The sequence below is a fragment of the Nodosilinea sp. LEGE 06152 genome (assembly GCF_015207525.1).
Lineage (GTDB): Bacteria > Cyanobacteriota > Cyanobacteriia > Phormidesmidales > Phormidesmidaceae > Nodosilinea.
Genome location: NZ_JADEWR010000003.1, coordinates 61,001 through 87,439, shown reverse-complemented (window position 1 = coordinate 87,439; position 26,439 = coordinate 61,001). Strand labels below are relative to the sequence as shown.

Annotated in this window: 18 protein-coding genes, 1 pseudogene and 1 riboswitch; of the genes and pseudogenes, 9 read left to right on the top strand and 10 right to left on the bottom strand. The window is 56.0% G+C overall.

The genetic code is table 11. The features are described 5' to 3' along the window. Positions 1-19 precede the first annotated feature (19 nt). A complete protein-coding gene (locus IQ265_RS05165; RefSeq protein WP_228037604.1) occupies positions 20-946 on the bottom strand; it encodes a tetratricopeptide repeat protein in 927 nt (308 codons plus the stop codon). Between the two features lie 429 nt (positions 947-1,375). On the opposite strand from IQ265_RS05165, the gene IQ265_RS05160 reads away from it, so the two are divergent. Both IQ265_RS05160 and IQ265_RS05155 read left to right on the top strand, forming a co-directional pair. Then, positions 1,376-1,975 (top strand): helix-turn-helix transcriptional regulator, encoded by a 600-nt coding sequence (locus tag IQ265_RS05160; RefSeq protein WP_194051267.1) that lies wholly within the window; start codon positions 1,376-1,378, stop codon positions 1,973-1,975. Between the two features lie 187 nt (positions 1,976-2,162). Further along, positions 2,163-2,942, top strand: coding sequence for a photosystem II S4 domain protein (locus IQ265_RS05155; RefSeq protein WP_194051266.1), 780 nt, complete (start codon positions 2,163-2,165; stop codon positions 2,940-2,942). Positions 2,943-3,188: 246 nt separating this feature from the next. On the opposite strand, the gene IQ265_RS05150 is transcribed toward IQ265_RS05155, so the two are convergent. The 8 genes from IQ265_RS05150 to IQ265_RS05115 form a co-directional block, all read right to left on the bottom strand. Then, positions 3,189-4,547, bottom strand: a complete 1,359-nt coding sequence (locus IQ265_RS05150; RefSeq protein ID WP_194051265.1) for a Gfo/Idh/MocA family oxidoreductase — start codon at positions 4,545-4,547, stop codon at positions 3,189-3,191. A 97-nt stretch (positions 4,548-4,644) separates the two neighbouring features. Then, positions 4,645-5,175, bottom strand: coding sequence for a dTDP-4-dehydrorhamnose 3,5-epimerase (gene rfbC / locus IQ265_RS05145; RefSeq protein ID WP_194051264.1), 531 nt, complete (start codon positions 5,173-5,175; stop codon positions 4,645-4,647). Between the two features lie 2 nt (positions 5,176-5,177). After that, positions 5,178-6,203 (bottom strand): SDR family oxidoreductase, encoded by a 1,026-nt coding sequence (locus IQ265_RS05140; RefSeq protein ID WP_194051263.1) that lies wholly within the window; start codon positions 6,201-6,203, stop codon positions 5,178-5,180. Positions 6,204-6,241: 38 nt separating this feature from the next. Continuing rightward, positions 6,242-7,462 carry an L-2-hydroxyglutarate oxidase gene (gene lhgO / locus IQ265_RS05135; protein ID WP_194051262.1) on the bottom strand — a complete coding sequence of 407 codons (1,221 nt, stop codon included), beginning with the start codon at positions 7,460-7,462 and terminating at the stop codon, positions 6,242-6,244. A 50-nt stretch (positions 7,463-7,512) separates the two neighbouring features. After that, entirely contained in the window at positions 7,513-8,286 is a 774-nt protein-coding gene (gene rfbF, locus IQ265_RS05130; protein ID WP_194051261.1) for a glucose-1-phosphate cytidylyltransferase, read from the bottom strand. A gap of 638 nt (positions 8,287-8,924) precedes the next feature. Beyond that, complete coding sequence (gene lepB / locus IQ265_RS05125; RefSeq protein ID WP_194051260.1) at positions 8,925-9,995, bottom strand: signal peptidase I; 1,071 nt, start codon at positions 9,993-9,995, stop codon at positions 8,925-8,927. Positions 9,996-10,007: 12 nt separating this feature from the next. After that, positions 10,008-10,799, bottom strand: a complete 792-nt coding sequence (locus IQ265_RS05120) for a glutamine amidotransferase (RefSeq protein WP_194051259.1) — start codon at positions 10,797-10,799, stop codon at positions 10,008-10,010. Positions 10,800-10,899: 100 nt separating this feature from the next. Further along, on the bottom strand, positions 10,900-12,216 hold the full coding sequence (locus IQ265_RS05115) for a Mur ligase family protein (protein ID WP_194051258.1): 1,317 nt from the start codon (positions 12,214-12,216) through the stop codon (positions 10,900-10,902). A 234-nt stretch (positions 12,217-12,450) separates the two neighbouring features. Between IQ265_RS05115 and IQ265_RS05110 the strand changes: the two genes are divergently transcribed. The 7 genes and pseudogenes from IQ265_RS05110 to IQ265_RS05080 all read left to right on the top strand — a co-directional run bounded on the left by IQ265_RS05110 (position 12,451) and on the right by IQ265_RS05080 (position 25,531). After that, positions 12,451-13,263: a cobalt-precorrin-6A reductase gene (locus tag IQ265_RS05110; RefSeq protein WP_228037603.1), complete on the top strand. Its 813-nt coding sequence runs from the start codon at positions 12,451-12,453 to the stop codon at positions 13,261-13,263. A 494-nt stretch (positions 13,264-13,757) separates the two neighbouring features. Next, positions 13,758-15,209, top strand: coding sequence for a PP2C family protein-serine/threonine phosphatase (locus IQ265_RS05105; protein WP_194051257.1), 1,452 nt, complete (start codon positions 13,758-13,760; stop codon positions 15,207-15,209). Between the two features lie 160 nt (positions 15,210-15,369). After that, the gene (locus tag IQ265_RS05100) at positions 15,370-15,954 is read left to right on the top strand and encodes a DUF2808 domain-containing protein (protein ID WP_194051256.1); all 585 of its coding nucleotides are present in this window, start codon (positions 15,370-15,372) and stop codon (positions 15,952-15,954) included. Positions 15,955-16,008: 54 nt separating this feature from the next. After that, positions 16,009-16,575, top strand: a complete 567-nt coding sequence (locus IQ265_RS05095; protein ID WP_194051255.1) for a 2'-5' RNA ligase family protein — start codon at positions 16,009-16,011, stop codon at positions 16,573-16,575. Positions 16,576-16,672: 97 nt separating this feature from the next. Further along, positions 16,673-16,746: riboswitch (Glutamine riboswitch) on the top strand. Positions 16,747-16,788: 42 nt separating this feature from the next. After that, entirely contained in the window at positions 16,789-17,250 is a 462-nt protein-coding gene (locus IQ265_RS05090; RefSeq protein ID WP_194051254.1) for a DUF4278 domain-containing protein, read from the top strand. Between the two features lie 721 nt (positions 17,251-17,971). Further along, positions 17,972-21,802: pseudogene (locus tag IQ265_RS05085) on the top strand (glycerophosphodiester phosphodiesterase family protein); the annotation flags it as partial. A 573-nt stretch (positions 21,803-22,375) separates the two neighbouring features. After that, complete coding sequence (locus IQ265_RS05080) at positions 22,376-25,531, top strand: alkaline phosphatase (protein WP_194051251.1); 3,156 nt, start codon at positions 22,376-22,378, stop codon at positions 25,529-25,531. Positions 25,532-25,713: 182 nt separating this feature from the next. On the opposite strand, the gene IQ265_RS05075 is transcribed toward IQ265_RS05080, so the two are convergent. Further along, positions 25,714-26,205, bottom strand: coding sequence for a pentapeptide repeat-containing protein (locus IQ265_RS05075; protein WP_194051249.1), 492 nt, complete (start codon positions 26,203-26,205; stop codon positions 25,714-25,716). Positions 26,206-26,439: the final 234 nt, after the last annotated feature.

The following is a 26,439-nucleotide window of genomic DNA, read 5'->3' as shown; positions in this document are numbered from 1 at the left end:
AGCCCAGCCTACAACCGAACTAACCTCCCGACAGCTGACTGAGGTGGTTTTGGGCTTTGGCAGCCCAGGTCGGGTTGCCCATGGTGATGTAGAGGTTTTTGGCATACTCCAGCACGGTGCGAGCTTCGTCAAGACGGCCCAGCTGAATAAATGCCAGTCCGGCGCTGTAGTAGGCGTCGGCATAGCTACCGTTAATTTGGGTGGCGGTACGAAATGAGTCGAGAGCTGTTTCGGTTTGGCCCTGGTTAAAGCGAGCAATGCCCAAGTTGTAGTGAGCTTGAGCGTAGCGAGGGTTGAGCGCCAGGGCCTGCTGCAGTACCGCCTCAGCCTCAGCGTTTTGCTCGCTTTGGAGGTGAATGATGCCTCGCTGCAAAAACGACTCGGGAGCTTGAGGGCTATATTGCCCAGCCTTCTCTAGGGCAGACAGCGCCTCAGGAAACCGCCCCTGAGACTGGTAGACCAGCCCCAGATTGTAGTGGGCATTGCCCAGAGTTGGTTCGATCGCAATGGCCCGCTGCAGGTAGGCTTCGGCCTGGTCCAGGTTGTTGCCCTCAATCAGGGCACCGCCCAGATTGGCGTAGGCCAGGGCAAACTGCGGGTCAGCCCGAATGGCATCCCAAAACGCGGAGGCGGCCGCTTGGAGCTGTCCTTTTTGGCGCAGGGCCAAGCCAATGTTGTAGTGGGCAGCGGCCAGGTTAGGGTCTAGGGCTACTGCCTGCTGAAACTGATTCAAAGCGCTATCGATATCACCGCGTTGAATCAGTGCTAGACCCTGATTGAGGGCTGCCTCCGCTGCTGCCCCATCGGCGGCTGAAGCTGCGGGCGAGGCTGCCTGTGCATAACTCGGCACCGGGCGCACTGAGGCAGCCAGAAGGGGAAGCGCGATCGCCACAGCGACCATGCTCCTTTGCACACACCGCAACAGCTGTAGATTAGTTCGTGTCATGGCTTCCTGCTGTGCCCCTTAGCCCGATAGAACGCCCATAACAATATAGATAAGCGCTCATTTTTTCAACTGCTCTCCAGGTTCTGCCCAACGATACGGCCAAAGCCTGGTGACTAGTCTGCTTGTACTCGATAATCGAGAACTTTGACCGTAACTTTACGTGAAAAAAATCCAAATTTTCCAGACTGGTGCTTCATGTATGTGAAGTATCTGTCAGTTTGAAAGGTTTGGCAGCGGCAAATATTTACTTTTTACAGCAGCAGCACGCTAAAAGCCAGTTAGAAAACTGTCCTAACCGTGCGGAGATTCCACCCTTAGAAGTGAGGTTCTCTTTACCGCAAGTTCATTAGAACGCAATTTTACAAGCTGTGTTTCCGGATGGCTCCCCTAACTCTGCTGTGTCTTAAACCAGGTAGCCCCATGGTCACTATGAGTTCATCCACTACCCTTCCTGATTTCGACTTTGTTGCCCCCTCAATTACCCAGGAGACCGTTAACCTCCCCTTGCTTAGCGCCGTACTTGAAGGCTTTGTAGACGGCATTTTGGTGCTGTCTGAAGCTGGCACCTGTGTGCACAGCAACCAAAAGGGCAGAGCCCTTTGCCGCGATCTCATCAACGACGGTAGCTCCACCTCCCTGCCCGCCTGCCTCAAAACCTTGGGCAAGCACCTCCTAGAAAGCCGCGAACTTTACCCCGAGGTTCCTCTGGTGCTCACCCAGGAGCTGACGTCCCAATCGGGATACCAAATCCGGGTCCGTGTGCAGTGGCTCGATTTTCCAGCTACGTCTGGCTCTTACCTCCTCGTTTCCCTAGAAAATAAAACCCGCTCAGCCCACTCTTCTGCCCTACTGGAGGCTGTGCAGTACAACCTTACTCCCCGTGAGCGAGCTGTGTGGGTGCTGCGGCGGGCCAACCGCAGCTACGAGGACATTGCTAAGGAGCTGTACATCACCGTCAATACCGTAAAGCGCCACCTGAAGAGTATCTACGCCAAGCGTAGAGAGGTCACTGAAGCCATGGCCAACTAGCTGTGGCTCCAGAAACCAGGGGGCGCGAAATACCGTCAGACCTGTGTACTTCCAAAACCCTTGTTTCTGAATAATGCCGTTGGTGCTGCAACTCGCTAAGGTAAAGTCAGACACAGCTCCAGTGACCTGAAGATGTTGAAAGACAGCTTAGGCCACTGGAGCCAGCTTATCTCACCAACCACTGCCCATGCTGCCCAAGGATGACCTACTTAAATCAGCTGAAGACCCTGATTGTCTGGACCGTGTTCTAGACCAGGCCGACCAAGCGCTCAAAACCTGGGAGATTGTCGTTACCGACTTTTTGTCGCCCCCAGATCAGGTCGAGGCTAAGGCAATGCTTGAGCGGCTGACAGATGTACACAGCCTCGCCTGGGGCGGTTACCCCCAGGCCGAGCGGCAGCGACTGGCGATCGCCCGCACCGACATTCCTCTCGCTCAAAGCCAAATCCCTCTATCGTTGCTGACCATCGGCGGCAACTTTATGTTCGACCCCGCCAACCACCAAGATTTTTTGGGGTCGCTGCTGGGCACAGGTATAGACCGAAGCAAAGTGGGCGATATTATTGTGCTCGGCGAGCGTGGTGCCCAAGCGATCGTCGTGCCAGAGCTGGCAGATTCCTTGGCTCAGTCGCTGACCCAGGTGCGCTCTGTTCCCGTTAAAACTCAACCTTTAGAGTGGGAGCAACTGCGGGTGCGTGCGCCCCAGAAGAAAGATCTCACCACTGTAGAAGCCTCTTTACGACTCGATGCTGTTGCCTCAGCTGGGTTCGGTATGTCGCGCAGCAAAATGGCCGATTTGATCAACAGCGGCGATGTGCGGGTGAACTGGAAGCCAGTCACTCAAGCCAGTCACACCCTATCCACTGGGGATTTAGTAGTTATTCGAGGCAAGGGAAGACTTGAAATTGGCGACATCGCCGTCACTAAAAAAGAACGGTATCGCGTTAGTCTCACCCGCTATCTCTAATCAGTCCAACGCTTTACGTCCGTTCATATCGTCGTATCCTGGTTGGCTAAGGCTAAAAAAGGGGAAGCACATCACTGTGCTTCCCCTTTCAGGATTGGATCAAGCCGGATAAGACCAATCTGGCATGGCAAGCGTCGGCTTTGTTAAGCGCTTGCGCGCCTGGTGGCATCCCAGCAATCAGCTTTTTAGCCATTAGCTGATGTTTTTAGCTAGCTACCGGGCCAACGCAACACAATTCGGCCTGGCCTACGCAACCCCCGCCAGGAACTTTTGGGGGGCAAACATAGCGTTTTGCTCAGCCCGTAGCTTGTCGCAGAGTCGGCCTGGGGGCAGTTCGACATCGTCGTAGGTCAAAGTCTGATCCTTAGCAACATCCCGCTTTAGCTTACAACCCTCAGCTAGCCCCACCGGCAGCAAGTTTTCCGCCGCTGTAATTTCAGCAGTTTCGCACTCGCCATAGGTCATATAGCCACCGATGCAGTCGATGGTCTCACCAGCCTTCAGGTCGATTTTTGCGGTAGTTACCACATCTACCTTCGGACCAGCAATGGGGGTCATTACGGGGTCGCCAAACAGCACCACGCGGGCGACCGAAAGTGGCACCTCAAAGTGACACAGGTGGTAGGGAGTGTAGAAGCTATACAGCGGGCCCTCACCCAGCTTGTATAGGTTCAGATAATGGCGCTGTTTGGGATCGTCGTGGGTGCCAAATACATAGACCCCAGGGCCGGGTTTTACCGCGACAACATAGTCGACAATGCCACCCAGTTCCTTGAGCTGATCGACATCGTACAGCTTGGTCAGGTCGTCAATGTGGCCGGTGTAGTTGAGGTCGTACTGCTTTACCAGCTCCTCCTGGTGAAGCCTGAAGTCGTGCCCCATCATGCCGCGCTTAGCGACGGTCATGCCGGTGGCGTTGGCGACAATGGCCTGCTCAAAGGAAATTTTGGTACCGTCGGCAAAGCTGGTTACCATGTGCACGTTTTGGCCCCACTGATCCGCAAATCCCTTTTGAGTGGTGGGGTTGCGGTAGGGATCTTGCAAGCCTTTGATGTTGCCGCACACCAGCGGGGTAACGCCGATGCTTTTGACAAAGCGGTAGAGGTTCATCTCAACGCCGGGTTGGTCACCATCGCAGGCCGACAAAATCACCCCCGCCTTGTCGGCGTAGGTTTTGAGAATGGGACCGATGGTGCCGTCTAGCTCAGCGTTCATCAGCACGACGTGCTTCTTGTGGGCGATCGCTTCCATAACCACATGGGTACCAAACTCCACCGCACCGGTTACCTCAATCAGGGCATCAATGCCCTCGGCCCGGCACAGCAGCATCGGGTCATCGGTGACGGCGTAACCACCCGCTGCAATGCTCGCTTCAAGATCGCTCACAGTGGAGACAACGTTGATGTCGTCAACACCAGCTTCTTGGTAAGCCCGCTTAGCGGTGTCCACATTGCGGTTTGAAATCGCTACCAGCTCCATACCCGGCACAGAATTGAGCATTTGGTTAGCAACCCCACGCCCCATAAACCCCGCGCCGATCATCCCTACGCGAACCGGGTTGCCAGCTTCCTGTCTGGCCTTTAATGCCGTATCAACAATAAACATAGTGTCTAAACCTAAGCGAAAGATTGGTTGAAGTAGTTAAAGAAAAGCCAGTTCTTTGCCAGGCCAAGCCTGAGCGAAAGAACTGGCGACCCGTTGCCTAGCCCTTAAACGCAGGCCACTTAGAGTCTTTTTCGGAAATAACCGTCACCGGAATCGGCCACTCAATGCCGAAGGTGAGGTCGTCATATCGAATACCCTGCTCAAAGCCAGGTGAGTAAAACTCACCGACCTGGTAGATCACTTCGGCATCGTCGGTCAGCGCTTGGTAGCCGTGGGCAAACAACTCGGGCACGTATAGCGCCTTGCGGTTGTCAGCGGTTAGCTCAACGCCAAAGTGCTGCATGTAGGTAGGAGAATCGGGACGAATATCGATGATCACGTCGTAGATAGCCCCACGAGTGCAGCGCACCAGCTTGGTCTCAGCGGCTGGAGCAAGCTGATAGTGCATGCCGCGCAGCGTGCCCTTTTTGTAGTTAAAAGACATGTTGCACTGGGCCACCATGGGCTTGAGGCCGTGCTCTTCAAACTCTTTGGCACAGAAGGTACGAGCAAAGCCACCGCGATCGTCGCTACGAATTTCGAGATCGATGACGAAGGCATCTTTAAGATTAGTCGCTTCAAAGATCATGGCTAGCTCCAGAAGAAGTCTTTGTCGATTTGCTGGGTGCGAATGAGGTACTCCAGCTGCTTGAGACGGGTGAACCCGCGAGAGGTAAACATCTCTTCGGTCATGTCAATCTGCTGGAACACTTTCAGCAGTTGCTCGGCACCGCGCTTGGCATCCCAATCGCACTTAAAGCCGGGAAGCACGCTGTTGATTTTTTCGAAGGAAACGCGATAGCTGCGATTGTCGGTATCGGGTTTACCAAAGCTCAGCTGGCAATCGGGGAACGTATCGGCAACAATCGTTGCGATTTCGCGCACTTGGTAGTTGTGGTTGGTGTCGCCGACGTTGAACACCTGATTGTGAACAATGTCGCGGGGAGCTTCGAGAGCGCAGATAATAGACTTAGCAATGTCTAATGCGTGTACTAGGGGACGCCAGGGCGTACCGTCGCTGGTCATGCGAATTTCTTTGGTCGTCCAGGCCAATCCTGAGAGGTTGTTCAGCACGATATCAAAGCGCATGCGGGGAGAAGCCCCGTAGGCGGTGGCGTTACGCATGTAGGTGGGCGAGAAGTTGTCGTCCGCCATGGGCCGCAGGTCCTGCTCTACCAGGGTCTTGCACTTGGCGTAGGCGGTCTGGGGATTGACCTCAGACTCCTCGGTGACGTAGTCGTTGCCCTCGGCCACCCCATAGACGCTGCAGGAAGACATGTAGACAAATCGACGTACTCCAGCTTCCTTAGCGAGCTGTGCTAGGCGCACAGACCCTTTGTGGTTGATGTCGTAGGTGATGTTGGGGGCCAGCTTACCCAAAGGATCGTTGGACAGTTCAGCCATATGGACAATGGCTTCTACGCCCTCAAGATCAGCGGCGTCGATGTGGCGGATGTCTTTGTTCAGGGTTTTGGCTGATGTGTCAATGCCGTTGTACAGCCATCCAGCTTTGTAAAAGCCGGTATCAACTCCGACCACCTCGTAGCCTTTTTGCAGCAGTAGCGGCGCTAGCAAGCAGCCGAGATAGCCTTCTGTACCAGTAACTAATACTTTCATGGATAAAATACCTGTTTGGGTGTGACTTGTGATTGTGATTACAGTGCGACAGAGGTCGGAGCCGTGGCATTGACCACTTGAGAGGCAACCTCTTTACCGATTTCCAGAGATGATGTCGCCGCTGGGGAAGGCGCATTTAGGACGTGAATTGACCGCTCCCCATTGACGATTAAAAAGTCGTCAACCAGGCTGCCGTTGTTCATAAGCGCCTGCGCCCTTACTCCGGCATGGGTGGGAATCACGTCTTCGCTGCGAACCTCTGGGATCAGACGCTGCAGGCTCTTGACGAAAGCGGCTTTGCTGAAGGAGCGAACGATTTCGCGCAGACCTTCATCGGCATGCTTTGAGGCCAGCTTCCAGAAGCCTGGATAGGCCATTACCTCGGCAAAGTCCTTGAGGTCAAAATCGGTCTTTTTATAACCTTCCCGCTTGAGGCTAAGAACGGCGTTGGGGCCAGCGTGAACGCTGCCGTCGATCATTTTGGTAAAGTGCACCCCCAAGAAGGGGAAGCTGGGGTTGGGCACTGGATAAATAAGCGTGTTTACCAAATGCCGCTTTTCGGGTACCAGTTCGTAGTATTCGCCACGGAAGGGTACGATCTTGGCCGAGGGCTTGAGATTGGCCATCTGGGCCACTCGGTCTGAAAACAATCCGGCGCAGTTGATCAAGAACTTGGCTTTGATGGTGCCTTTATTGGTTTCTAGAACTACGTGCTGTGGGTCTAGGGAAATGCCTAAAACCTTCGTGTTTAGACGGAGATCGTTGTCGGACTTTTCAATGATCTCAATGTATTTTTGGCAGACCGCTTTATAGTTAACAATGCCGGTCGAGTCTACTTTGATGGCTGCTATACAGTTAACGTAGGGCTCGATTTCCTTGACTTGCTCTGGCGTAATCTTGCTGACGGGAATTTCGTTTTGAAGGCCGCGCTGAAACAGGTTTTCAAGGAGCGGTAGCTCTTTGTCTTGGGTGGCAACAATGACTTTGCCGCAGACGTCATGGGGAATGTCGTGCTGACGACAAAACTCTACCATTGATTGACAGCCTGCTCGGCTAAACTTTGCCTTAAAGCTGCCAGGCTTGTAGTAGACCCCGGAGTGAATTACCCCGCTGTTGTTACCGGTTTGGTGGTAAGCCCAGGAAGATTCTTTTTCAATGACGGTGATTTTGGCGCTGGGCAGCATTTGGCTCAGCCTCATGGCCGTAGCCAAGCCCACAATTCCACCGCCGACAATGGCGTAGTCGTAGGTATTGGACATTATGTTTGCTCTAGGGTTCAGTTAAGCGTGGTGCAGGAAGATTGCTTGGGCTACCAAACTTTCCAGGGGGCTTCTCCGGACTTCCACAGTCCTTCGAGATTGTTTTTGTCTCGTAGGGTATCCATAGGTTGCCAGAACCCTTCATGACGATAGGCCGACAGCTGGCCCATCTCTGCCAGTTTGGTCAGCGGCTCATGCTCCCACATAACGCTGTCATCGGCGATAAAGTCAATGACCTGGGGGTCTAGGACAAAGTAGCCGCCGTTGACGTAGGCTTCATCGCCATCGGCTTTTTCGGCGAAGGAGGCAATGGTAGTTTGCCCTTCGTGGAGAGCGATCGCCCCAAAACGACCAGGGGGTTTGACCGCAGTTAGGGTGGCAAGGGTGCCCTGTTGTTTGTGAAACTCGATCAGTTCGGTGATGTTGACGTTGCTGACGCCGTCTCCATAGGTAAAGCAGAAGGGCTCTGAACCAATGTATTCGCGAACCCGCTTGAGGCGGCCACCGGTCATGGTTGAAGCTCCGGTGTCAATTAGCGTTACTTTCCACGGTTCAGCGTTGCCGTTGTGGACATTCATTTGGTTGTAGCGCAGGTCAAAGGTTACGTCTGACATGTGCAAGAAATAGTTGGCAAAATATTCCTTGATGATGTAACCTTTGTAACCACAACAAACAACAAAGTCGTTGATGCCGTGGGCAGAATAAATTTTCATGATGTGCCAGAGGATGGGGTAGCCTCCTACCTCAACCATTGGCTTAGGTTTAATACTAGTTTCTTCGCTTAGACGGGTGCCTAGCCCACCGGCCAATATAACTGCTTTCATAAATCCTCTAAGAAATTAATAGCATTGGGGAACTTTTGTTCAACCAAACTAACAGGCTTAACTCACAAGGAAAGCTGCGAGGATAGGGCTAAACTAGCCCAACTATTCGCAGTCGATTAAATACTACTATATCTGACTCAACGGTCCTTATTCCTTAATGTCTTTATGGAATTTACTTGGGGCAAAAACAGAAAAGCTGGCTAAAACCAAGCGTCTCTGTTTTGAGTAATCTTACTGAAGTTTATGGCAGGACATTATTCCTTCTGGCTGGCTTTAGCCGTATTAACAAGTTTTTAACTTAATCGTGAAGTTGCGCACCTTAGGACTGTTAAAAACACTATTAATCTGCAATCATTGCGCGTCGGCCTGCTGCTAAATTCCCTCCATGTCACGAATAAGCGCGATCGCGTCTCTGTGGAATCGACCTAGAGGCTAGCTTAGCCCTGACCTGGACTATCATCATGAGCTATTGGTGAAGTCACATCGTGAGCATGTGAAAACCCGATAAACATAGCTAGATCAATTCTGACCAGTCTTTTGCGGGCAGGATCACTGCTAGGGTGCCCTGGCGGCAGGTTCCTCTAACGCAAAAACTGAACCGGAGATCTAGATGCGTTGGGGATTGAAACCCGCTTTAGCTAAGGCAGGGGCTGTACTCGCTGAGGTGGCCAGTAGATTTTGTAGGCATTGCCTACGACGTGAGGGCGGGGTAGAAACCCCCACACGTGGGAATCACGGCTATTGTTGCGGTTGTCTCCCAGTACGAACAGGTGCCCGTCGGGAACGATCTCAGGTCCCCATTGGTAAACAATGGGCTCTGGGGGGTAAGGTTCGGCGAGGGGGGTGCCGTTAACCCATACCTGCCCCAGCCGGATCTCAACCCGCTGGCCCGGCAGGGCAATGACCCGCTTGACCATTAGGTTGTAGAGTTCTCCGGCCTGCTCAATGGGCGTGCGCTCGGGGTTGGAAAAGACGATGATGTCACCGACAGTCAGAGGGTGATCTAAAGGCTGGGGGCGAACAAAGATGCGATCGCGCACCTCCAGCGTGGGCAGCATTGACTCGCTGGGCACAATGCACTGCACCACCTGCTGCGGTACCACAAAGGGGATGGCGCTGATCGCAAACCGGGTGACTATAACTGCTGTAAGGAGCAGCCCTAGCCAGGCCCACTGGCGCTGGCGAGTGGGGGCGGTGCGGTAGGCCAGCCCGCAACCTGCAGCCCAGATGAGGGGTGTAAGCGGCAGCAAAGCTGGGTTGAAGTTGGCCAGATAGGCTGTGAGAATCCCTAAGATTAGCAGTGTGCCCCCGATCGCGGCCTTTTGCAAGAATAAGTGCCCCAGCCCCGGCAGCACTTGAGAGAGAAAGACTGGATACCAGGGGTCGCTGGATCGATAGCGCAGGGGGCTAAACTCGTCGAGGGTAATGCCCCGTTTGGCAGCATGGTGGCTATCCCATAGGTTGAATATATAGAGACTGAGCAGGGGCACCAGGGTGATCAGCCCCCGCAGGGTATTGCCCTCGGGCGCAAAGATTGACCAGAGAATAAAGGCCAAAAGCCCCCCGTGGGCTGCAGCGATAGTCAGACCACGGGCGATCGCGCCGTCGTACATTTGCCCCGCACCGGGGAGCGCCGCTGACAGGTTGACGGCTAGCCAGGGGCTTTTTTGCGATCGCTGGCCGACCAGCACCTTGGGGGTTGCCTTCATAGACGTGCTGCCTTAGCCGTAGCGCTGCACGGCATAGGTGTGAGCTGCCCATTCTTCGGTATCGGGTAGGGCTGGTAGGGTAATGGTGGCCTCTGGGTATCGGCGACGCAGGGCCAGCCCGATTAGGTAGTCAGCAAAATGGGGATTTTTGGGCAGGAGTGAGCCATGCATGTAGCTGCCAAACACGTTTTTATAGCGCGCCCCCTCGTGCTCAGCGGTAGCGTTGTTGCCGAACCCGGCGATCGTGGTGGCTAGGGGTTCGACGCGATCGCCCAGGTAGGTTTGCCCCGAGTGGTTTTCAAACCCGACCAGGGTTTTAGGGATCTCGCGGGGGTACGCGTACAGCGTCTGCATATCGGCGTAGGTGGTGGGGGTAAGCTCAGCAACCAAATTGCCAATACATCGCTGCTTGACCTCGGTGCCGGGGGCGCGGGTGTTGACGTTGATGATGCCCAAACCACGAGTTTCTTCACCATTGCCCATTAGAAAGGTGTTGCCCATGAGCTGGTAGCCGCCACACACGCCCAAAAACACAACGCCAGCCTCGGTATCGGCTCGAATGGCGTCGTACTTGAGCTGGTGAAAGTCGTTGACAACGGCAACCTGGTCAGTGTCTTGCCCGCCGCCCATAAAGTAGAGATCGGTAGTACCAGCCTGGGCTACATCCCCCATCGACAACGTGTTTACAGTGCAGTCAATGCCCATCCACTGGCAGCGGCGGTGCAGCACAATCAGGTTGCCGGTATCGCCGTAGAGGTTGAGGTAGTCGGGGTAGAGGTGGGTGAGGGTGAGGGCGTAGGGCATGGGGTGGATGGGGTAGGCAGGTAGGTGGGTGGATGGGTAGGTGGGTTAGCTGTAGGGTGGGCAATGCCCACCACTGTCTAGGGCTTCTGTGAGGTAGACCTTAGACAACATCCAAGGTTTTGCCCATGAGCTTGCGAAATTCCAGCATGGCAGTGTAGGTGGGCAGCACAAACACCGTGTCGCCGGAGTGAGCTTTCTCAAAGGATAGATCAATGGCCTGACGGATAGATTCTGCGGTGGGGATAGGTCCGGGGGAGGCATCGAGGGCGTATTTGAGCCGCACGGCCATATCCTTGGCGCGAATGCCGGTGCAGAGAATCCAGTCAATGTTGGCTTGGTTGAGCCGCTCTAGCTCGCTATCCCACAGCCAAGAGACATCTTTGCCGTCGGCGGTGTTATCGTTGATGGCCAGAATGAGCTTGAGGTTGGGAATGTTGCGCAGCAGCTCCAGGCTGAGGCTGAAGCTAGCCGGGTTTTTGACCAGCAGCAGGCGATAGTTGACCTGTTTGCTGCCCTGCTGCTGAACCAAAATTTCTCCCCGACCAAAGGCGGGCTTGAAGGTTTTGAGCCCGGTGACGGCGGTATCTCCATCGACCCCAAGCAGGTTGGCGATCGCGATCGCAGTCAGGGCGTTATAGACATGAAAGAACCCCGGCGATACGGTTCTAGCCTGGGGAATCTGCACGGCACCGCCATTCATCTGGCCCTGGATCGCAAAGTCGGTGGTCAGGTCTTCATTGATGTGAATTTGGGTCGCTTCTAACCCCTGACCGTTGACATCGCGCGGGTTGAGCTTGCCCTCGTAGGGCAAAAACCGGGCGTACTCGGGGGCCAGCGACACGAAGTAGGTGGCATTGCCTAACCCCTGGGTAAGTCTGGCGGTGCGGGGGTCATCGCCGTTGACCACTACGGCAGCGGTGGGGCATTGGGCAATGCCGTCGCGAATTAGCTTTTCGGTGCGATCGATCTCGCCGTAGGCGTCAAGCTGGTCGCGGTAGAGATTCGTGACGGCGATAATGCTGGGCTGAAGCAGTGCAGCAATTCGAGGTAGTGTAGCTTCTTCTACCTCCAGGACCGCGTGGGTAAAATCGAGGTGACCCAGGGCGTTGCTCTGCTTCAGCAGTTCTGACAAAATACCCTGGCTGAGATTGGCCCCAGCTTTGTTGCGCAGCACCTTAACCCCTGGTACCTGGCTGATCATGGCGCTTAGCATCGTCTGGCTGGTGGTTTTGCCGTTGGTGCCGGTAATTGCTACCACAGTGGGAATTTGGCTGATCAGCGCTTCTAAAACAAAAGGAAAGTAGCGCCCGACCAGATACCCCGGCAGGGCAGTACCCGACCCCCGACCCGAGGCCCGCAGGGCCAGGGTAAGTAGTTTGGCAAAGGCAACAATAGGAATCAGCAGCAGTTGGTTCATGGCCAGGGGCGGCAGGGGATGAGGGAAAGGGTAGCAGAAGTGGGGGTGGGTGAGTAGGTGGGTAGGTGGGTGGGCGAGGGATACGTGGATGGGTAGGTGAGTGGATGGGTGGGTGAGAAAGATGGGGGGATGAGGAGTTGAGGGAGGTGTAGACGCAGACTGGCTTCTCGCGAGGCGGGAGGTGAGGGATGTAGACGTAGGGCGGCTTCATGAAGGGTGTTGGGGATTTGTAGAATGGGGAATTTTGTGGGTAGGCAGGAGGGGGTGCTGTGGATTATCGGGGGGACGGGGGAGGCGGTGCAGTTGGCTACGGCTCTAGCGGCGATACAGATTCCCTGCCTAGTGACGGTGACGACTGCGGCGGCGCTGCGGCGCTATCCAACCAGCCCTAACCTGACGGTATTTGTAGGAAGTTTGGATGCGGCGGAACTAGAGGCATTTATAAAGGTGCGGGGGATGGGGGCGGTGTTAGATGCCTCGCACCCCTTTGCGGTGGAGATTTCGCGGGGGGCGATCGCCGCTGCCCAAGCCCTCAACATTCCCTACTGGCGCTACGAGCGTCCGACCCTGGAGCGATCGCCCTCGTCTGAGTTGATTCACTCCGTTTCAGGGCTAGAGGCGATTTTAACCCCAGCCGTTTTGAGCGGAGAACGGGTACTGCTGACCCTGGGCTATCGCTGGCTGCAGCATTTTGCCCCCTGGCAGACCCAGGCCACGCTATTTGCTCGCATTCTGCCCTCACCCGTGGCTCTAGATGCAGCCCTAAAGGCCGGATTTACCTCAGATCGGCTGGTCGCTCTGCGTCCCCCCATTGGTGCAGAGCTAGAGAAAGCGCTCTGGCAGCAGTGGCGCATTACCCGAGTAATTACTAAAGCCTCTGGCGCACCCGGTGGTGAAGACACCAAACGAGCCGTAGCCAAACAGTTGGGCATTCCTTTATTTGTGTTGAATCGGCCTCAGCTCGACTATCCAGTGGTTTACCACAGCCAGGAGGAAATACTGGTCCTCTGCCAGGTTTGGTGGTCATCGCGCCCAAACCACCCCTAAGGCAACTTCWKGMAARCRWTTTSCCYANNGGTSGKCMMTGMCMRCYYTMCMKMKGCCAYSRKSGCNNMWTMANSCTNKSATTTKMMWKCGYWRRWARCKCYTWRSYYGWTWCSMYKCNYASYGTTNYKCTCTAAAGSWACTGGCGCAATAGCGTAAAACTCTTCTCCTTCCTCCCCTCCCTCCTCCACACATCCACGCATCCACCCTCTTCCCCTCCTCCTTACTGCCTAAAAAAACGCCAAATCTTCTCCTCCTCCAGGGGTGGTCAAGTCCTGCGGGGAATGCTATCCTTGGCCTTCAATTTGTGCGCTACTATGGGCTATCCCCTAGTGCTGCCGCTAGGAGTGCCTCTGCAAAAGTCGCTGTATACCGCCAAAAATAGGGATTTTTTACGGTCACGATTAATCACCTGTACCAAATTTTGATTTAGCCCCTATATTTAGTTGGTCGTTCCGTTCGCTGAATTTCATGCAAGCGTTTTGCCCAGGTCGTCCATGACAGCTTTCCCTATGCCATCAGGGCCATCACCTTCATTTGAAAGCGCTAGTAGCGCTTTGCCCGATACGCCGCCAGTGTTTGCTCTAAAGGAACTGGTGGCTCGGCTACAGCGTGAGCAGTACAAAATTCAAGATTTACTCAGCTCGCTTGGGTTTGCCCTGCGCAGCCTCAACAACCTGAATCAGTTCCTAGAGCTAATTCCCATGATTGCCAGTCGGGTGACCGATGCCAGTGGGGGTGCTCTAGTGCTGTTTCGCGCCGATGGGCAGGTGCGCCTAGAGCGGCTGCACTGCCAGAGCGAAGACCAGTGTCAGGATGTGCGATCGGCCCTGGAGGCCGCCACTCGCCAGGTGACGGCCAGCTTTCAGGCGGCTCCTGAGAGCAGCATGATGTCGATGGCGCGCAACGCTATGCTGGCCCTCGATCGCCAGGTAAACCGCTACCTGGGCGATGATTTTCAGCTGTTTGGCACCGCCATCATTGTGCAAAATGTGGAGCGGGGACGGCTGTACGTGTTTAGCCGCGACCCCGACTACGCCTGGACGGAGACCCGCCAAAAGCTGGTGCGCTTGGTGGCCGACCAAACCTCGGTGGCGATCGAAAACAACGAGCTAACAGCGGCGGTGCGCAAAAAAGAGCGCCTCGATCGCGAACTCGAAATTGGGGCCGAAATTCAGCTGCAGCTGCTGCCCCGCGAGTGCCCCGCCATTCAGGGGATGGATTTAGCCGCTAAGTGCCGCACCGCCCACAAGGTCGGCGGCGACTACTACGACTTTATCCCCACTACATTTGACCAGCTGCGACAGACTGACTCTCAACAGACGGCGGCGGCTCCCTGGAGCTTTGCCATTGGCGACGTCATGGGTAAAGGCGTGCCTGCGGGGTTAATCATGACCATGATGCGGGGCATGCTGCGTACGGAAGTGCTCAACGGCCATTCGCCGGCCCGCATTCTGCAGGATTTAAACTTTGTCATGCACAGCGACTTAGAAAGTTCTAACCGCTTTGTGACGCTGTTTTACGCCGAGTACAACCCTAAAACTCGCCGCTTAGCCTACGGCAACGCCGCCCACAATCCGCCGCTGCTGTGGCAGGCAGCCACCAACACCATCACCCGGCTCGATACCCCCGGTATGCTGCTGGGGCTGGACATGAATACCCAGTACTGCGAAGCCGAGGTCGAGCTTCAGCCGGGTGACACGGTGGTGTTTTACACCGATGGCTTTACCGAGGCCGCCAACCCCCGCGGCGAACGCTTTGAGGAAGAAAACCTGGAGCGCGCCCTGCAGTGGGCCTGCCGCAACTGCACGTCGGCGGAGGCCATTTTAGACTACACCTTTGACCTGCTCGATCGCTTCATTGGTGGCGATCGCGGTAACGACGACGACATGACTCTGGTAGTCATGCGGGTGAAGCCCGAACTACAGCTCAACCTGTTTGATAACTAGACTATTTGCGCCCCTTAGCCCAATCACTAATGCCGCCTATGGTTGGTAGACAGCGCTAGACTTTAAGTATCTCAGCACGTTTAGGCGCGTCGCTGTGCCTAACTCTAAACTCCAAAATTTGAGGATTTGTTCTGAGACACTGTATCGCGCAGGTCTAGCTATGCCGAAATCTCTCTTTTTGCGGCCTCTGGGTGCTGTTCTGGTGGGTGCTGTACTGGCTTTGGGTTCTGCTGGGGGAGTTTTCACCCCTGCGCCAGCCATCCAGTATTCTGATGGCACCGTTGGATTTTCCTACCCGCTTCGCCTGACCGACAGCTACGCCACTCGTAGTCTGGTTAGTGACGGTAACGTTACCTACTACCTCACCTTTGACTTTCCCGCCGCTGCCGTCGAACCCCTCGATCGGGTCGTGGTCAGCCTGAACGAGGGCTACGACCCCATCTTTCGCTACCGCCTCAACGCTACCGAAGCCTTTGCCAACACCCCAGAGGGGCGCGTGCCGCTGCCTCTCGGAGCGGTCAGCGAAGACCGCGACAACCGGGCACTAACCATTGCCTTTGATCCGCCCGTTCAGCCTGGGGTACCGATCACGCTAGCGCTGCGACCCGTCCGCAATCCGCGCTTTGGCGGGGTATACCTGTTTGGGGCCAATGCTTACCCCGTCGGTGACACCGCAGAACCCACGTTTATGGGCTACGCGCGGCTGAGCTTCTATGAGCGCGATCGCCGCGATCGCTGGCCCTAGGGGTTGACGAGTGGATGAGTGGGCGGGCTGACTATAATTGGTTTAGAACTGCCGATGGCTAAAGCTACCGCCGATCGCTTTTTTGTTGCCCTGCTGCCGCCTCAGCCTTTGCAGGATGAGATTACGGCTATTAAGCAGGAGATTTGGCAGCGGTTTGACAGCAAAGCTGCCCTTAAGTCGCCGCCCCACATCACCCTCCAGCCGCCCTTTTTGTGGCCGCTGCCGGAGGCACCCAGGCTGGAGGACCACCTAAAAGCCTTTGCCCAAACCCAGCCCGCTGTTCCAATTCAACTGCGGGGTTACAGCGCCTTTGCGCCTCGGGTAATTTATATCGACGTAGCCCAGACGGCGCAACTGATGGCGATGCAGCCAGCGATCGCAGCTCATTTAGCAGAAAGCTGCGGCCTTGTAGATCGCGTCGGTAAAGCCCGCCCCTTTACCCCCCACCTCACCGTTGGCTTTCGCGACTTAAGCCCCGCCGCCTTTCGCCAGGCCTGGGCCGAGTTTGAGCAGCGCCCCTTCACGGCTGACTTTGTGGCTCAAGCGCTCGCGCTGCTGCACCACGATGGCAAAGTTTGGCAAGTTTTTGCTGAGTTACCGCTACAGGCCCCAAGCCCTTAACAAGCAAGGAACAGGCCATTGTGTAGAAGTCTGTACAGAATAGAATTCCCTTGACATTGCCTCAAACCGTAGCTTATTATACAGAAGTAATCAGAAATTCGTTCATCTCGCTTTTCCCAGTGGCTAAAGTGAGACGGAAGTAGGGGTTAATAGCCCCCGAAGGAACGCGCCCCAATGTTCTGATCAAACCCTTGATCTTTTGGAGGCGACCCCATGAAACTCACCTATCGCGGTGTTAGCTACGACTACACCCCCCCCACCGTAGAGCCCAACGTAACCGATGAAGTTGGCAAGTTCCGCGGCGTAGATATTCGGTTCCGTACCGTTAAAAAAGCTCCGGTTCAGCAGCCCACCCTAGACCTGGTCTACCGCGGTGTGGTTTACCAAACCGGCACTTCTGAAGTGGCTCCCGTGGTCGAAGCGGCCCCCGTCGAGGCTCCCGCCGCTCCCGCTACTCCCGTCGTGGCCGCTGCCTTCAACACCGAAGACAGAGCCCGTATGAGCATGATGAATCGCCATCGCTCCGTGAAGCAGCGTCAGCAGTCCATGCTGGCCCGTCTGGCTACCGAAGCTGGTCTACCGGAAGATGCCGCAAAATACTGGAATCACATCCAGGGCAAGGTACACCCCAGCTTTTGGGCGACCTACAGCCGTGGCGGTGCCGCTGCTAGCTAAGCGCTAAATCCGCTATCTCCGCTAACCAATGCCTCTGCTAAAAATCTTTAGCAGAGGCATTTTTGTATAGCTGTCGCTAGCAGAGTTAGAACGTGCCAAAGTTTCCAGAGCGATGGTTATACGCCAGTTCGCCACCCGAGTTTTTGTTAATGACGGCTTCCGATATCTTAGATAGCCCAGCGAACTGACGATCGCTACATACAAAAAACTTTTGTATGTGAAACTGTGCACAGGTCTTTGTAAGCAAAAAACTGTTGCCCCAGGGGCTGAGATAAAAAGTTTTCGAACAATAGGTCATCTGTGCTTGAAGGATAATCAAACCCTGAAGTTTAAGCTTTGATTAAGCCAGTATTGGTTTTTTTGAGACGATGGAATTAGTTAATTGAGCCAAACAGCCTTGAATTTGGCCAAGTAAATGGATTTACTCAGTAACTTGCTAACCATTAGGACTGTGCTGCTGGTGTTAACTTTAGATCCTAAAAATTAATGCAGCCCTAACCTTTTTAATCAATAAAGCCTCCAGACTTAATCTCATTTTTGGGCTTTTGTGAGATTATTCCTGTGGCAATCAGGGCAAGAATAATCTGCAAAGAGAGATACTTTGCAGGGGCTTTCTGCGCCTATTTGTCTACTGTCGAAACGAATAATCTAGGAGAGCCCTTAGACCATGGCTTTTGATACAACGCAAGCGTCAGAACAGATTGCTTCCCCATCGGCAGAGCTAACGGGCTTCGCCTCGCTGCCCGCCGATACCTTTGCCGATGGCCCCGCATCCGGTGGAGATGACGGCACTGGCGTACCCATTGTCGGCAATGGCCGCACAGGTCCCTTTGACGGTCAGCCGGTGCAGGGTTTTAGCGGCGTGCAGTTTGCTCCCGGTGGCGATGGCTCAACCTTCTGGTTTTTGTCTGACAATGGGTTTGGCGCTAAGGCTAACAGCGCTGACTACCTGCTGCGGATTTACCAGGTTGAACCAAGCTTTGCTGGCTCTGAGGGCGGCAGCGGCGGTGCCGAGGTGCAGGGCTTTGTGCAGCTTAGCGATCCTAACAACCTGATTCCCTTCAACATCGTGAATGAGGGCACCACAGAGCGTCTGCTGACGGGCGCTGACTTTGACATTGAGTCTTTTGTGCTAGATGCCGATGGCAGCATTTGGGTTGGTGACGAGTTTGGCCCCTATCTCCTACATTTTGATGCGACGGGGACGCTGCTGGAAGCGCCCATTTCCACACCCAACTTCAGGCAAAACAACACCCTCAACGGTCAGGAGCCCCTGGTAATTGGCCACCGGGGCGCGAGCGGTGAGCTGCCTGAGCACACGCTAGAAGCCTACAGCCTGGCGATCGCCCGTGGAGCTGATTTCATCGAGCCCGACCTGGTTGCCACCAAAGACGGCGTGCTGATTGCCCGCCACGAGCCCATGCTGGGCGGCACCACCGACGTGGCCAGTCGCCCAGAGTTTGCCGATCGCCTCACCACTAAAGTGCTCGATGGCGTCGAAGTCACCGACTATTTTGCCTCCGACTTTACCCTGGCGGAAATTAAGACCCTGCGCGCCATCATGCCTCAGGGCTTTCGCACCCAGGCATTTAACAACACATTTCAAATTCCAACCCTAAACGAAATCATTGACCTGGTGCAGCAGGTCGAGGCTGACACTGGCAAGCAGATCGGCATTTACCCCGAGACCAAGCACCCTACCTTCCACGACGACTTGGGGCTATCGCTGGAGGAAAAGCTGGTGGAAACCCTGGTCGGCCAGGGCTTTACCGACCCCAGCCGGATTTTTATTCAGTCGTTTGAAGTCTCGAACCTGAAGGACTTAAACGCTAACCTATTGCCCGCCGCTGGCCTCGACATTCCCCTGGTGCAGCTGCTCGACGCCTTTGACGTAGCACTCGACGGCTCCCTGATTTACGAGGATGTGAATGCTCGCCCCTACGATTTCACGGTCAACGGCGATACCCGCACCTATGGCGATTTGCAAACTCCGGCGGGGCTGGCCGAAATCGCTACCTACGCCGATGGCATTGGCCCCTGGAAGCGAATGATTGTTTCTGTTGCGGGGGTTGATGCTGACGGCGACGGCAACGCTGACGATGTCAATGGCGATGGTGCGGTCAACGATGCCGATAAAACGACCACCGCCCCATCCACGCTGATTCCCGATGCCCATGACGCGGGGCTGTTTGTCCACGCCTACACCTTCCGCAATGAGGGGCGATTCTTGGCCGCTGACTACCAGGGCAACCCCAATAAAGAATATGAGCAGTTCATCAACCTGGGTGTAGATGGCTACTTCACCGACTTCCCTGGCACGGGTGACCTGGTGCGCGATCAGATGACTAGTGACGTTGTCCGCTCTCCCCAAAACCCCGAAGTGCTGGCGACCACAGCGTTTGACACCCTGACTGGCGGTGCTCCCATTGTGATTGGGCACCGGGGGGCATCCGGTGAGCGGCCTGAGCATACCCTAGAGGCCTACAAGCTGGCGATCGCCCAGGGGGCCGACTTTATTGAGCCCGATTTGGTAGTGACGCAGGATGGTGTGCTCATTGCCCGTCACGAGCCGCTGCTGGCGGTCGTTACCCTCGATGCTGACGGCAATATTCAGCGCGATGCCGATGGCAACCCCGTGATCAACAGCACCGACACCAGCACTGACGTGTACCTGCGGCCTGAATTTGCCGATCGCCTCACCGTCAAGAACCTGGATGGTCGCATAGTGGGGGGCTGGTACGCCGAAGACTTTACCCTGGCGGAGGTCAAGCAGCTCAACGCCATCGAGCGGATTCCGGCCATCCGAGGTACTGCGTTTAACAACGATGGGCTGAAGGTGCCCACCCTGGCCGAGGTGATCGACCTGGTGCAGCAGGTTGAGGCCGAAACCGGACGCAAAATCGGCATCTATCCCGAGACCAAGCACCCCACTTTCTTCGAGCAGCAGGGTTTTAACACCAGCGAAATTTTGGTCGAGACCCTGGTGGCCGAAGGCTTTACCGACCCCAGCCGGGTTTATATTCAATCCTTTGAGGTGGCAAACCTGAAGGCGCTGAGCGACACCCTCATGCCCGCCGCTGGTATTGACATTCCTCTGGTGCAGCTGTTTGGCGGCGGCGGCCAGCCCTACGACTTTGTGGTGGCGGGCGACGCGCGCACCTACACCGATCTCTCAACTCCGGAGGGTCTGGCGGAGATCGCCACCTACGCTGAGGGTATTGGCCCCAACAAGCAGCGCATTGTGCCTCTGACTACGGTGGATGCCGACGGTAATGGTCAGCCCGATGATCTAAATGGGGATGGGGCAATTAGCGACGGCGATCGCGTCACCGGCACTCCCACTAACCTAATTCAAGACGCCCACGCTGCCGGGTTGCTGGTTCACCTCTATACCCTGCGCAACGAGAGCTTCTTCCTGCCCGACAGCTATGGGGGAAATCCCATCAATGAATACAAGCAGTTCATCGAGCTAGGGGTAGACGGCTTCTTTACCGACTTCCCCGGCACCGGGTTCACCGCCCGCAGCACCTTCATCGAAGAGCCTGCGGTGGCAAATCTGGGCGGCTCTCGCGGGTTCGAGGGTATGGCCTTTAGCCCCGATCGCGCGACCCTTTATCCCATGCTTGAAGGCACCGTGGTTGGCGACCCCGCTGGCTCGCTGCGCATCTATGAGTTTGATGTGGCTAGTCGTGCCTACGAGGGGCTGGTTGGCCTGTACCAAATGGAGTCGGTTGCCAATGCGATCGGCGATTTTACCCCCATCAACGACAGCGAGTTCCTCGTCATTGAGCGCGATAACAACCAGGGCGAAGCGGCTGAGTTCAAGAAGATCTTTAAAGTCGATCTGTCTCAGATCGACAGCGAGGGCTTTGTAGCCAAGACAGAAGTGGTCAATTTGCTGAACATCAATGACCCCAACGATCTAAATAGCGATGGCTCGACCAGCTTCGATTTTCCCTTTGTCACCATTGAGGACGTGCTGGTACTCGATGCCAACACCCTACTGGTCGCCAACGACAACAACTATCCCTTCTCCGTCGGGCGGGGACCTGATATCGACAACAACGAAATCATCAAAATTCAGCTCGACCAGCCTCTCAACCTTGATGCTCGTTTGGGCGTCGCCGGGTTGTCTGGAGGCGCTACGGAGCTTGTTGATTTGACCGGTTTTGATGGTGCTGTTGCTGTGGATGTAACCTTGAGCCGCGAAGCCCGCTTTGATAACGTGCTGAGGTTTTACGAAACCGATGCCCAGGGGCGAGTAGATGGCCTCATGGCCGGAGATACAGGCTACGAGGCCGCCGTGGCCGCCAACCTGCTCGATACCGAGCTGTTTGTCAACAACCTGGTAACCACTGATATCAACGTCACCCTGCCCGGCGGCACTTACTATGCCCCTGTGCTGCTGGTGGATAGTGATGTCAATAACCTGGCGACCATCGGTGAGTCTCGCGTTCAGCGCAACGGCAACGTTTGGAGCTTTGAGGACTCGTTTGACAACGACTTCAACGATCTGGTCGTTACCATCAACTCGGCGGAGGCCGCTGCCTAAGCAACCCTAGGGGCGGTCATCCATTCACGGCTGATGGTTCAAGAATCAACCGTTATAGCCCCTAGCCTACCCTAGGCTGTTTTTTGGGGCAGCCGTGGCAACGCTGATGCAAGCCTGATGGCATCAGCGGTGCTGACGCGCCCTAGGTCAAACCCAAATCTCACCCCACTGACCCACATGGGTCAGTGGGGTGAGAACGATCGCCTGGTTAAGAATTTTCGTAAATGGTTAAACCAATAGGGTCAGTACTTTAACCCGATATCAGCTCATCTTTAAAGTTCCTGTGAGAAATTATCAAGCGGCGGTCAAGCAGTAAACGTCTCTCGACTCTTAAATCCTAAACATCCTGAGCCGCTCTAACGCAATTTGGGGAGGCACTCAGCGCTAACTCGGTTTTGGCCCTGAGGTACTAGGCCAAATCAAAGCCATCAGTCACGCCGTTCGACCTGGGTGACGCGATTTGCTGCGCCTTTTCACAATTTGCTGTAGCTGGGGTGAGCCCAGTCGAGGCGAACTGTTGACTGCCTACAGCGTGCACGGTTTCAAAGACACAATCTGTAGGGAAGCATACCAATGGCGAACAACCACGTTATCTTCATTCATCCTGACGGAGCTAGCCCGTCTCACTATGCCCTGGCTCGCTTTGTTGAGAAAGGGCCAGACGGGCGCTTGAATTGGGATAACCTTGACCAGGCTGCGGTTTACCTGGGCCATATGGAAGATACCCTGGGCGGTACTTCCAACGGTGGTGCGGTAACTCACGCCACGGGAGCCAAAGTTTACGCCGAATCCTTTGGTTTAGAGCAGGATGGCTCTGAGATTACGCCGCTGTCGGGTAATACGGGTAAAACCATTGTCGAAGAGGCGATCGACGCGGGCAAAGTCACCGCACTGGTGCAGTCCGGGGCGATCTTCGAACCGGGTACGGCAGCTTTTGTGGCCGAAACCGGTGACCTCGAAGTCGATGGCAGAACGGTAGTGCCTCGAAGCCAAACCGCTGATATTGCCAAGCAGGTGATTGAGTCTGGGGTGGACTTCATTCTGGCCGGGGGCGAAGTTACGCTGCTGCCCGTGGGTACCGATGGCTTCCACGGCACCGCTGAAGAATACGATGCGATCGCTAGCGACCCCGTCCGTCGCCCTACCGAGAACCTGATTGAGCTAGCTGAGTCACTGGGTTACACCGTGGTTTACACCCGCGATGAGCTGTATGCCCTGCTTGAGCAGTCGGCCCTGCCCCAAAAGGTGCTGGGGGTTTTTGCGCCCGTTCACACCTTTAACGATCGCCCCGAAGAGGTGCTGGCCGAGGGCGGCCTACCCCTCTATCTTGAGACGGCACCCACCATTGCTGAAATGCTGGAGGTCACCCAGCAGCTGATGGAAGCTCACCCCAACTTCGAAAACGGCTCGATCGCGATCGTTGAAGAAGAGGGGACCGACAACTTTGGCAACAACAACAACGCTGCGGGTGTGCTGGAGGGGGTTATTCGAGCTGACGCTGCGATCGGCGTAGCCCAAAACTTCCTCAGCCGCTACGAAAACACTCTGATTATCACCGCCGCCGACAGCGATGCGGGTGGTCTACAGGTGCTCGACCCCGTCGGTGCCGGGGAACCCGTGGGCACCGTCAACAACAACCCTACCCTCGAAGCCCGTCCGGTTCCTTTGGATGGCGTGGACGGCCTAGGCACCCTGCCCTTTGTGTCGGCCCCCGATGCTAACGGCGATGAATTCCCCTTCGCGGTGGGCTGGGCCGGTACCCCTGACTTCCCCGGCAGCATTGTCTCTAAGGCCGCGGGCCTCAACGCCGATAAGCTGCCCCCCACCGTCGACAACACCGGCATCTACGAGCTGATGTACGAGACCCTGTTCGATGTCGAACTGGAGTCTCGCATTCCTGACCAAACCAGAGTGGCACCCGCCCCCACCGCTGAGACCGGCAATGTCATCTTCATTCACCCCGATGGCACCAGCCCCTCTCACTACATGGCGCTGCGCAACATTGACCTCGGCCCCGACGGTCGCCTCAACTGGGACAGAATGTCCAACGCTGGGGTATACCTGGGCCACATGGAGAACCAGCTCACCGGCACCTCTAACGCCGGAGCCGTCACCCACGCCAACGGGGTCAAGGTCTTCAACGAGTCCTTTGGTTTGGAAGAAGACAACTCCGTTGTGGTGCCGGCCTCTGGCAACGTGGGCAAAACCATTCTCGAAGAGGCGATCGAGGCGGGCAAAGCCACCGCGCTAATTCAGTCAGGCCAGATGGCCGAGCCGGGTACCGCCGCCTTTGCCGCCGCCACCACCAACCGCGATGGCGACAACATCCGCGCCCGCGACAAGTACGCCGAAATCATCGAGCAAACCATTCGCTCTGGCACCAACGTCATTCTGGGCGGTGGTGAGCTATACATGCTGCCCATCGGTGAGACCGGGTTCCACGTAGACGCAGAGATGAGCGCAGCCGAAACGCGCCCCGAGCGTCGCCCCACCACGAACCTGATTGAACTGGCAGAATCGCTGGGCTACACCGTGGTCTACACCGAAGACCAGATGAACGCAGTCGTCAACGGCGACAACCCGCCCGAAAAGCTGCTGGGTGTCTTTGCCGCCGATGCCACCTTCAACGCTACCACCGAAGAAGATCTGGGGTTAAACACCGCTGATCCCCAGCCCCTCTACGTGGCAACTGCCCCCACTGTGGCCGAAATGCTGGAGGCCACCCTCAAGCTGGTGTCTGCAGATCCCGACGGGTTCTTTGTGGTGCTGGAGGAAGAGGGCACCGACAACTTTGGCAACAGCAACAATGCCGCAGGCACGATCGAAGGCGTGCGGCGGGCCGATGCGGCCATTGGTGTCGCCCTAGACTACGTCGATAACGTTGACCCCAACACCCTAGTGGTCACCGCGGCCGATAGCGATGCTGGCGGTCTACAGGTGTTTCAGTTTGCTCCCTACACCCGCCCCTCGGGGAACGAGATCTCTGAACCTGCCCTGGGGAATGAGGAACCATCGGTACCCTTTATCTACGCCAACCCCACCACTGAGGCGGGCACCCCCGTCTTTTTAGATGGTGCCACCGGCAGCACCGGCAGTCCTGAGTTTCCCTGGGAATCTTTTGCCGCTGTGGACAGCATTGATGGCCCCATGGGCAACTTTGGGGTGGCCTGGGTAGGTACCCCCGACTTCCCCGGCAGCATTGTGTCTAAGGCCTACGGTCTCAATGCTGACCTGCTGCCCTCTACCCTAGACAACACCTTCATCTACGAGATGATGTATCGCACCCTATTTGGGGATGAGGCGTTTGCCGCGCCTACGGCCGAACTGGTTGACCTGACGGGCATCGACAGCGATGTCGTTGTTGATATCACCGTGACCCGCGAAGCGACCTTTGACAACGTGCTGAGGTTCTACGCAACCGACGCCCAAGGGCGAGTGGATGGCCTGGTGGCCGGGGATGCTGGATACGAGGCCGCCGTTGCCGCCAACCTGCTCGACGCTGAGCTGTTTGCCAACGACTTGGTGACAACCGATGTCACCCTCACCCTGCCCGGTGGCACCTACTACGCCCCTGTGCTGCTGGTGGATGGTGACATCAACAACCTGGCGACTATCGGTGAGTCTCGCATTCAGCGCGACGGCAACGTGTGGCGCTTCGAAGACCTGTCTGACAACGACTTCAACGACCTGGTCATTACGATCAACTCGGCTGAGCCTGTTGCGGCGTAGGGGAGCTTGACCACCTAAAGTTCACCCCTTGGCCCCTGCGCTGAACTCAGCGCAGGGGCTTTTGCTGTGGTTACTGGCTTTAGCAGAACCTAGGTCACTACCAGTTGGGGCCGCGGGTGCTGGCCCTGGTACACGTAGAACCGGACCGGACCGGGGGGGTGGAGCTGTGGGGACAGCACGCCCTAGGGACAGTACAAGGTGTCACGGGTGTTGCGCCCTGTGACCGGATTGGTGCCCTGGGCGACGGTGCAGAGCATTTTGTTCACCTTAGGGTCGAGCAGCACATCGGTAAAGTCGGCCCCGTCGATGGTCGCTTCGCGAAAGTCGGTGCCAAAGGCATAGGCCCCTTCCAGAATGGCGTTGGTGAGGTTGGCCTGAAAAAAGCGGGCACCGTCGAGGGTGGCTCCGGTCATATCGGCCCCTTCCATGTTGGCACGGGCCAGGGTGGTGTCAAACAGGCGCACGCCGCGCAGGTTGGCGTGGCTCATATCGGCGTCGGCCATATCGGCGCGGGTATAGTTATTGTCACGCAGGTCCTGGTTCGACCAGTCGGTTTTTCTCAAGTTTTGGCGATCGTAGTTGGTGGCTGCAGCCGGGCTGACCCAGCCAATGCATAGGGTCAACACCATCAGCGTGGCTACAATTATCCGACACAGACGGGTTTGACTAACCATGGCTGCCAATGTATTCAAACTAGAGCTACATCGTTAATTTTACAGGTTGACCTGGGCCAATACCAATCCCTCCGCCTGTAGGGGGCCGTGCGCCCCAGCGGCAACCTTCTGGAATGGGGGCGGCTCCTCTGTAGTTATGGGTAGTTATTGGTGATGGAGAGTCGCCTGCTGCCTAGCGGCGGTGACTTGGGTTAGGTATACCCCACCATTCATTTGTCCCCGGAGCACAGCGCT